Genomic DNA, 8398 nt, shown 5'->3' with positions numbered 1-8398 from the left:
CGTCCTTGATCAGTCGTGCCCCGGTGATCCGGTCGTTCGCATTGGCACGCTTGCCGACCGGAAGGTCTTTGGTCCACCGGAAGCGGACCCGGCCCACCTTGGGAATGTTGACCATGCCCCAGCGGCGGTGCACGCGGGTGATGTTCAGGTCGCGGCCCTGCGGGATGTCCACGGACATCACCGTGCGCAACCGGCCCTTGAAGTTCGGGGCGTCGGCGCGGCCCTCCCAGCAGTTCTTCCACGCCCGGAAGTACGTCTTGAGTACCGCTTGCGCGGCCTGGGCGGGGAGGGCGGCCAGGAAGTCGATGTCCTGGCGGGCCTGTCGGATCGCGGCGTCCGCGTTCGCAAGAGTCCGCATTTCCTTCGGCATCATCCGCCACCACGCGTGGAGAAGATTCCACATCGTGCGGGCCGCGTGCGCCTGATCATCCGCCGCGCGAACCCCGGCAGGAGACAGCGAAAGCCGGGCACGGTGCCCGAACTGCCGCTTGACCAGGGCGTCTTGACTCACGACCGAGAGCATAGCATTGGTTTATGTCACCGCGCTGGAAGCCTAATCCCGACGTACGCACCGGACGTCACGTCGTCTGCAACCTGCATGTTCACTTGGTTTTTGTCACGAAGTACCGGCGGAAGGCGTTCACCGACGCCATGCTGACCCGCACCGAAGAGATCATGCGGGAGGTCTGCGACGACTTCGAGGCCGAACTGAAACAGTTCAACGGCGAACAGGACCACGTCCACCTGCTCGTGCACTACCCGCCCAAAGTCCAGCTCTCCAAGCTGGTCAACTCCCTCAAGGGCGTCAGCTCCCGCAGGCTCCGCCAGGAGTACGACAGCCACGTCCGCCGGCACCTGTGGGGCGGACACTTCTGGTCCGGTTCCTACTTCGCAGGATCATGTGGCGGGGCACCCCTGACCGTCGTCAAGCAGTACATCGAAAACCAGCAGCGTCCCGTCTGACCGTCACCCCGGAGGCGCAGAGCACTCCGGCGCTCCGGCGCTCCGCGCCTCCGGCCCAAGGATGACCTACACCCCCGCCCTGAAGGGCGGAGCACTGGCCAAGATCAGAGGTAGAGTCACCGGGCTGCTCGCCGCACGCAGTGCGGCTTGTCCGAGCCGCTGCTCACAGTCCTGTCACCGAATGTGGCTCCCGACCGTCTTCGCGGTGCCCTTGGCCTTCTCGCTGCCGAGTTGGCCGGCGTCCAGCTGGGCGACGGCCAGGATCTTCTCGCCGAAGTCGGTGAGCCACATCCGGTGCCCGTACCGGCCGCGGAGCACGGGTCGGCAGCTTCACCTCGTCCTCGCCATAGCGGGCGATGAGGCGGGGGCCGATGGTGCGGATCACCTTGGCCCGGTCGACTTCGAGTCCTTCCCCTGCTCGGCCGTGATCTCCAGGGCCATCTCAACCCACCGCGGATCGGCCCGCCCGAGCCCGCCCATGGTGCCGTCCCCGCGATCGGGCCCGCCGTCACGAGGCCGGTCTCCCGGTCGAGCAGAAAGGCGGCCTGGCCCCTCGCGCACGAGGACCTCGTTACCGGCGGCAGAGCCGAACAGCTCCTCCACCGTGACGACTTCGCCGTCGCACTTCAGCCTCGCGCCCACCCCGGCACGTAGCGCGGATCCGTTCATGTGCCCTCCCCCCGGGATCAGCACCACTACGAGCGAACAATCAGGCAGGAGCTCGTCTCACTGCCTCGTCCCGGTCAGAAAAAGGCCACCCGTCGACGAGAAAGGGACATCGGAAAGGCGAGCTACACCTCCTCCGCCTTGACAGCCCCAGCTGTTAACCGCTTCACTTAAACGCATCAGTTAATCGGTTAAGTGAAGCGGTTCAAGGCGGCCGGCCACGGGTCGCGCGCCGACCGTGCGACCGCCCCGCGCCCCGAGGGAGGCCCGTGCCCACCGACGTCCACCAGCACCTCTGGCCGCCCGAGTTCCTCGCGCTGCTGCGGTCCCGCAGCGCGCCACCGCGGCTGGACCGCTGGACGCTGCACCTGCCGGGCGAGCCCCCGTACGCCGTCGACCCGGCCGACCACGACATCGCGGCCCGCGCCCGGCTCGCCCGCGCCGACGGCCTCGATCTGGCCCTGGTCTCGCTCTCCAGCCCGCTCGGCATCGAATATCTGCCGCCCGCCGAGGCCGCACCACTGCTCGCCGCGTTCCACGACGGCGCACTGGACCTGCCCGCCCCCTTCGGCGTCTGGGCCTCGGTCTGCCTGTCCGCTGCCGAGCCGGACGCCGGGGCGCTGCGGCGCGCGCTGGACCGCGGCTGCGTGGGGCTGCAGCTGCCCGCCACCGCACTGCTCGACGCCGCCGGGTGGGCCCGCTGCGCGCCCCTGCTGGACGCCGTCGCCGAGCGGGACGCCCCGCTGTTCGTCCACCCCGGCCCGGCCCCGTCCGCCGGCCGGGACGCGCCCGCCTGGTGGCCCGCCCTGGTTCCCTACCTCCAGCAGCTGCACGCCTCCTGGTTCGCCTTCCGCGCCTTCGGCCGGCCGCGCCACCCGGATCTGCGGGTCTGCTTCGCGGCCCTGGCCGGACTGGCACCGCTGCACGGCGAGCGGCTGGTCGCCCGCGGCGGCGGCCGGGACCGCGGCCGGGTGGACGGCAACGCGTTCTACGAGACGTCCTCGTACGGGACCCGCGCGGTCGACGCCCTGGTGCGGGCCGCCGGCATCGATGTCGTCGTCAGCGGCAGCGACCGCCCCTATGCCGACCCTGTCGTCCCCGACCTCGGCGCGCGGGCCGCCGTCCATGCCCTGCGTACCACCAACCCGGCCCGCCTGCTGGGCCCGACGAAAGGAGCCCGCCCATGACGTACCGCACCTCCCTGGCCGACACCGCCCGCGAGGTCCCCGACGGCGAGGAGCCGTTCACCGAACTGCCCGAGCGCAACCTCGACAAGCGCGAGCTGCAGGCCCTGGTCGACGAGCTGGCCGCCCGCCCGGACCTGTGGCGCGCGCAGGTCGCGTTCTCGGACGCCGAGCGCCACTACGCCTCACTGCACCGCGATGAGTTCGTCGATGTCTGGCTGCTGTGCTGGACCCGGCAGAACGACACCGGCTGGCACGACCACGACCTCTCCTCCGGGGCGGTCCGTGTCGTCCAGGGCGTCCTGACCGAGTCCAACCCCCGCATCGGTGGCGAGCATCTGGCCACCGCGGTCGGCGCGGGCTCCTCCTTCTGCTTCGGTCCGGACCACATCCACCGGCTCACCGGCGCGAGCGACGACGCGGTGTCGGTGCACGCCTACTCGCCGCCGCTGTGGCGGCTGGGCCAGTACGACATCACCGAGGACGGCCTGATGCGGCGGGTCTCGGTCTCGTACGCGGACGAGCTGCGGCCGATGGACGGACCGACCGCGGCCTGAACGGCCGGGCGCCCCGCGGCGCCCGGCCCGGGTTCCGTCACCGCCGGGGCCGCAGCCCGTCACCGCCCGTCACCGCCCGGGGCCGCGGCCCGTCGCGGCCGGGCGGGCCCGTGACCACGAATTCGCCCCTGCCTATTGACCTTCCATTCATCGCCATTGATTCTGAATGAATCCATACAGGCGGCGACGCAAGGCGGACTCATGGCAGGTGTGGTCGAACGGCGCTCCATCGACGTCGTCCCCGACGACGAACGGCACGGCAGCGCGGTCAGCCAGTTCACGCTCTGGCTGGGCGCCAACCTCCAGATCACCGCCGTCGTCACCGGCGCGCTGGCCGTCGTCTTCGGGGCGAACGCCTTCTGGTCGCTGATCGGGCTGCTGCTCGGCAACCTCCTGGGCGGGGCGGTGATGGCGCTGCACTCCGCCCAGGGGCCACGGCTCGGGCTGCCGCAAATGATCACCTCCCGGGCGCAGTTCGGCGTCCGGGGCGCGGTGGTCCCGCTCGCGCTGGTCATCGTGATGTACATCGGGTTCTTCGCCAGCGGCAGTGTGCTGGCCGGGCAGGCGGTCGGCGAGCTGACACACCTGGGCGAGACACCCGGAATCGTCCTCTTCGCCGCGGTCACCGCCGTCGCGGCGGCCGTCGGATACCGCCTGATCCACACTCTCGGCAAGGTCGCCGGCCTGGTCTGCGCGCTCGCCTTCGTCTACCTCGGCATCCGGCTGCTGCAGCGCACCGACCTCGGCACACTCCTCGCCGACCACCGCTTCGCCCTGCCGGTCTTCCTGCTCGCCGTCTCGCTCTCGGCCTCCTGGCAGCTGGCCTTCGGCCCGTACGTCGCCGACTACTCCCGCTACCTCCCGCGGGACACCTCGGCGCGCGCCACGTTCTGGTGGACGCTGTCCGGCTCGGTGCTCGGCTCGCAGTGGTCGATGACCTTCGGCGCGCTGGCCGCCGCCGCGGCGCCCGCCGCGTTCGTGGGGCACGAGGTCGGCTATATCGTCGGCCTGGGCGGCACCGGGCTGATCGCCTCGTGCCTCTACTTCGTCATCGCCCTCGGCAAACTCACCATCAACATCCTCAACACCTATGGCGGGTTCATGTCGCTGGTCACCAGCGTCAGCGGCTTCCGGGGGCAGCGCACCCTCACCCCGCGCGGCCGCTCCGCCTACATCGCCGGGATCATGCTGGCCGGTACCGCCGTCGCCCTCCTGGGCAAGGACTCTTTCCTGACGTCCTTCAAGGACTTCCTGCTCTTCCTGCTGACGTTCTTCACGCCCTGGTCGGCGATCAACCTCGTCGACTACTACCTGATCTCCAAGGAGCGCTACGACATCCCGGCGCTCAGCGACCCGGCCGGCCGCTACGGCGCCTGGAACGTCCGGGCCCTGTCGGTCTACGTCTTCGGCGTGCTAGCCCAGCTCCCGTTCCTGGCCACGCACTTCTACACCGGCCCGCTGGTGGCACCGCTCGGCGGCGCCGACATCTCCTGGCTCGTCGGGCTCGCCGTGCCGGCCGTCCTGTACTGGGCGGCCGTCCGCAACGACACCGCGCGCACGGCGGAGCCGGCGCCCCACGAGGACCGGACGCCCGCCGGATTGGGGGGCTAGCCCTACCGCGCCGCCGGCCTCGCGTCCGTACTCTCGGCGGCATGGCGACACACGACCCCGACTTGCGCAAGGAACTCGACGCGACCCTCCAGACGCGCAAGGAGCTGGGGCCGGAGTACGAGTCGGAGCTCCTGGAATCCTTCCTGGAGAAGCTGGACCGCAGCGTCGACCAGCGGGTGCGGCGGCAACTTGCCGAGCAGCAGGTGCAGGTGGCCCGCGGCGCCCGGCCGCCGCGCCTCGGGGGCGGCGGCCGGGACGTCTGGGGACGGTTCGCTCTCGCCGCGCTCTCGCTGGTGCTGGCCATTCCTCTGTCCGCGATCGCCGCGAACTATGGCGGCGAGCCGGGACTGCTGATGTGCTGGGCCGGGATCGTCGGCGTCAACGCCCTGTCGGCCAGGGGCTCGCACAGGCTGCGCCCGCATACGGAGGGCCGCGACGGCGCAGGGGGCTGAGGCTCGGGCGGGAGCCGGATGCTGCGGGGACCGCCGCACCCCGGCCGGGGCCGGGGGCGGGACGACAGCGGTCCCCGCAAGGGACGCGTACCGGGTCGGAGCCGGCCGTCGCATCCGGCGGCGAGCGGAGTCCGGGAGCCGCTCCGGAAGTCCTCCTCGCCGTGACCACACTGTGCCCGGCGCGTGTTAAGGCCGTGCGGCGCGCGCATGACGCATACGTACATCTTGCGGCGACGGCCCGTTTCCTGACGGCCACTTGACGCCGTGACGGGTGCGGAAACGGGCGGCGGCCGGGGCAGGGGACTGCGCCACCCCTCGCCCCGGCCGCCGGACCGCTGCTACTTGCCGGCCTCGCGCGCCAGATAGGCGAGCAGGTCCTGCCGGCTCACCACGCCCTTCGGCTTGCCCTCGACGAGGACGATCGCCGCGTCCGCGTTCTCCAGCACCGCCATCAGATCGGCGACCGGCTCGCCCGAGCCGACCTGCGGCAGCGGCGGGCACATGTGCTTCTCCAGCGGGTCGGTCAGCGAGGCGCGCTGGGTGAACAGCGCATCGAGCAGCTCGCGTTCGACGACCGAGCCGACGACCTCGGCGGCCATCACATCGGGGTGCCCGGCACCGGGCTTGACGATCGGCATCTGCGAGACGCCGTACTCGCGCAGCACCTCGATCGCCTCGCCGACGGTCTCCTCCGGGTGCATGTGCACCAGCGAGGGCAGTGCGCCCTCCTTGTGCGCCAGCACCTCGCCGACGCGGGCCGCGGTGCCGCCCTCCTCCAGGAAGCCGTAGTCGGCCATCCACTCGTCGTTGAAGATCTTGGAGAGATAGCCCCGGCCGCTGTCGGGCAGCAGCACGACCACCACATCGTCCGGGCCGAGCTTGGCGGCGACCTCCAGCGCACCCACCACGGCCATCCCGCAGGAGCCGCCGACCAGCAGGCCCTCCTCCTTGGCCAGCCGCCGGGTCATCTGGAAGGCGTCCTTGTCCGAGACCGCCACGATCTCGTCCGCGACGGTGCGGTCGTAGGCGGTCGGCCAGAAGTCCTCGCCGACGCCCTCGATCAGATACGGGCGCCCGGAGCCGCCGCTGTAGACCGAGCCCTCCGGGTCGGCGCCGATGACCTTGACCTTGCCGTCACTGGCGTCCTTCAGATAGCGGCCGGTGCCGCTGATCGTGCCGCCGGTGCCGACGCCCGCCACGAAGTGGGTGATCCGCCCCTCGGTCTGCGCCCACAGCTCGGGACCGGTGCTCTCGTAGTGGGAGCGCGGGTTGTTCGGGTTGCTGTACTGGTCCGGCTTCCACGCACCGGGCGTCTCGCGCACCAGCCGGTCCGAGACGTTGTAGTACGAGTCCGGGTGCTCGGGGTCGACGGCGGTCGGGCAGACCACCACCTCGGCACCGTAGGCCCGCAGCACATTGATCTTGTCCGTGGACACCTTGTCCGGGCAGACGAAGATGCACTTGTAACCCTTCTGCTGGGCGACGATCGCCAGGCCCACACCGGTGTTTCCGGATGTCGGCTCGACGATGGTCCCGCCCGGCTGCAGCTCGCCCGACTGCTCGGCGGCCTCGATCATCCGCACGGCGATCCGGTCCTTGACCGACCCGCCGGGGTTGAAGTACTCGACCTTCGCCAGGACGGTGGCCTGGATACCTCGAGTGACGTTGTTGAGCCGCACGAGCGGGGTGTTGCCGACTAGCTCAATCATCGAATCGTAAAACTGCACGGTGGTCTCCGCGGTCGGGGGCACGCTCTCCTGCGCCCGTGCGGCCAGCCTATTGCCCGGGTCCGTTAGAGGAGGGGCGCGTTGCGTTCCGTGCAGGAACGGGCAACACCCTGTTGTAGGAGTTCTTGCCGACTCATGAGCGCGTCCGGCCCCCGGAGCCAGGGCGCGTCCGCAGTGCGCGGGGAGGTGCCCGGCCCATGCCGATGACGATGTCCAGGGCCAGAGTGGCGCGGCGGATCGCGACCGCCGCCGCTGTCGGCGGCGGCGGGATCGGGCTGCTCGGTGTCGCCACGGTCGGGGTGCTGCTGACCGAGGTCCGGCTTGCCCGCCGTACGGTCGGCGGCTCCAGCGACATTCCGCCGTGCGCCGACGGCCGCTACGGTGCCGCCTTCGACCACCGCACCGACCGCCGGCCGCTGCGACTCGGCTTTCTCGGCGACTCCACCGCCGCGGGCCAGGGCGTCCACCGCGCCCGCCAGACGCCCGGCGCCCTGCTCGCCGCCGGTCTGGCCGCGCTCTCCGAGCTGCCCGTCGACTTCCGCAATGTGGCACTGCCCGGCGCGCAGTCGGACGACCTGACGCGCCAGGTGGAACTGATGCTGGCGGACGGCACCGCGGTCCCGGACGTCTGCGTCATCATGATCGGCGCGAACGACGTCACCCACCGGATGCCGATGGCGCAGTCCGTACGCCATCTCTCCGACGCGGTACGCACACTGCGCGCGGCAGGCTGCGAGGTGGTCGTCGGTACCTGCCCCGATCTGGGCACCATCGAGCCGGTCTACCAGCCGCTGCGCTGGGTGGCCCGGCGGCTCTCGCGGCAGCTCGCCGCCGCCCAGACCATCGGGGTGGTCGAGAGCGGCGGCCGCACCGTCTCGCTCGGCGATCTGCTCGGCCCCGAATTCGAGGCGAATCCACGGGAGCTGTTCGGGCCGGACAACTTCCACCCGTCGGCGGAGGGCTACGCCACCGCCGCGATGGCCGTCCTGCCGACGCTGTGCGCCGCGCTCGGCCTGTGGCCGGAGAAGGAGCAGCCGGAGCCCGCCCGCGGCGAGGGGCTGCTGCCGGTCGAGCAGGCGGCCGCCGAGGCGGCTGCCGAGGGCGGCACGGAGGTCACCGCCTCCCGTGCGCCCTGGGCACTGCTCAAGCACCGCAGGCGCCGCCAGCTGCCGGCCCCGGAGCCGACGGACCCGTCGTCCGTCACGGGGTGACGGGGTGCCGCCCGGCACGGTCCCGGG

At 71.4% G+C, this 8398-nt stretch carries 9 protein-coding genes and 1 pseudogene; 6 read left to right on the top strand and 4 right to left on the bottom strand.

Annotation, left to right across the window (positions count from 1 at the left end):
- Window positions 1-511, bottom strand: a pseudogene (locus ACWGJY_RS01595) (RNA-guided endonuclease TnpB family protein); the annotation flags it as partial.
- Between the two features lie 23 nt (window positions 512-534).
- On the opposite strand from ACWGJY_RS01595, the gene tnpA reads away from it, so the two are divergent.
- On the top strand, window positions 535-963 hold the full coding sequence (tnpA, locus tag ACWGJY_RS01590) for an IS200/IS605 family transposase (protein WP_453258769.1): 429 nt from the start codon (window positions 535-537) through the stop codon (window positions 961-963).
- 174 nt (window positions 964-1137) lie between these two features.
- On the opposite strand, the gene ACWGJY_RS01585 is transcribed toward tnpA, so the two are convergent.
- Both ACWGJY_RS01585 and ACWGJY_RS01580 read right to left on the bottom strand, forming a co-directional pair.
- A complete protein-coding gene (locus ACWGJY_RS01585) occupies window positions 1138-1281 on the bottom strand; it encodes a hypothetical protein (RefSeq protein WP_453258768.1) in 144 nt (47 codons plus the stop codon).
- A gap of 63 nt (window positions 1282-1344) precedes the next feature.
- Window positions 1345-1632, bottom strand: a complete 288-nt coding sequence (locus tag ACWGJY_RS01580; RefSeq protein ID WP_453258767.1) for a hypothetical protein — start codon at window positions 1630-1632, stop codon at window positions 1345-1347.
- A 266-nt stretch (window positions 1633-1898) separates the two neighbouring features.
- Here ACWGJY_RS01580 and ACWGJY_RS01575 point away from each other — a divergent pair, with 266 nt between their 5' ends.
- The 4 genes from ACWGJY_RS01575 to ACWGJY_RS01560 all read left to right on the top strand — a co-directional run bounded on the left by ACWGJY_RS01575 (window position 1899) and on the right by ACWGJY_RS01560 (window position 5433).
- Window positions 1899-2816 (top strand): amidohydrolase, encoded by a 918-nt coding sequence (locus tag ACWGJY_RS01575; RefSeq protein WP_453258766.1) that lies wholly within the window; start codon window positions 1899-1901, stop codon window positions 2814-2816.
- Entirely contained in the window at window positions 2813-3370 is a 558-nt protein-coding gene (locus tag ACWGJY_RS01570; protein WP_453258765.1) for a cysteine dioxygenase, read from the top strand. The genes ACWGJY_RS01575 and ACWGJY_RS01570 overlap by 4 nt, the downstream gene beginning before the upstream one ends.
- Window positions 3371-3571: 201 nt before the next feature.
- Complete coding sequence (locus tag ACWGJY_RS01565) at window positions 3572-4981, top strand: purine-cytosine permease family protein (RefSeq protein ID WP_453258764.1); 1410 nt, start codon at window positions 3572-3574, stop codon at window positions 4979-4981.
- 41 nt (window positions 4982-5022) lie between these two features.
- Window positions 5023-5433, top strand: a complete 411-nt coding sequence (locus ACWGJY_RS01560; RefSeq protein ID WP_453258763.1) for a hypothetical protein — start codon at window positions 5023-5025, stop codon at window positions 5431-5433.
- Window positions 5434-5771: 338 nt separating this feature from the next.
- Here ACWGJY_RS01560 and ACWGJY_RS01555 read toward each other — a convergent pair whose 3' ends face one another.
- Entirely contained in the window at window positions 5772-7160 is a 1389-nt protein-coding gene (locus tag ACWGJY_RS01555) for a cystathionine beta-synthase (RefSeq protein WP_453258762.1), read from the bottom strand.
- 197 nt (window positions 7161-7357) lie between these two features.
- Here ACWGJY_RS01555 and ACWGJY_RS01550 point away from each other — a divergent pair, with 197 nt between their 5' ends.
- Window positions 7358-8371, top strand: coding sequence for an SGNH/GDSL hydrolase family protein (locus tag ACWGJY_RS01550; protein WP_453258761.1), 1014 nt, complete (start codon window positions 7358-7360; stop codon window positions 8369-8371).
- Window positions 8372-8398 lie beyond the last annotated feature (27 nt).

This window comes from Streptomyces sp. NPDC054765, assembly GCF_053612065.1.
The sequence above is the reverse complement of the archived record's forward strand: the minus strand, read 5'-3'. Positions and strand labels throughout refer to the sequence as shown.

What these genes read in the sequence shown, in the direction of transcription:
- tnpA (WP_453258769.1), top strand. Translation starts at nt 535, where the DNA reads ATGTCACCGCGCTGGAAGCCTAATCCCGACGTACGCACCGGACGTCAC.
- ACWGJY_RS01580 (WP_453258767.1), bottom strand. Translation starts at nt 1,632, where the DNA reads ATGAACGGATCCGCGCTACGTGCCGGGGTGGGCGCGAGGCTGAAGTGC.
- ACWGJY_RS01570 (WP_453258765.1), top strand. Translation starts at nt 2,813, where the DNA reads ATGACGTACCGCACCTCCCTGGCCGACACCGCCCGCGAGGTCCCCGAC.
- ACWGJY_RS01565 (WP_453258764.1), top strand. Translation starts at nt 3,572, where the DNA reads ATGGCAGGTGTGGTCGAACGGCGCTCCATCGACGTCGTCCCCGACGAC.
- ACWGJY_RS01560 (WP_453258763.1), top strand. Translation starts at nt 5,023, where the DNA reads ATGGCGACACACGACCCCGACTTGCGCAAGGAACTCGACGCGACCCTC.
- ACWGJY_RS01550 (WP_453258761.1), top strand. Translation starts at nt 7,358, where the DNA reads ATGCCGATGACGATGTCCAGGGCCAGAGTGGCGCGGCGGATCGCGACC.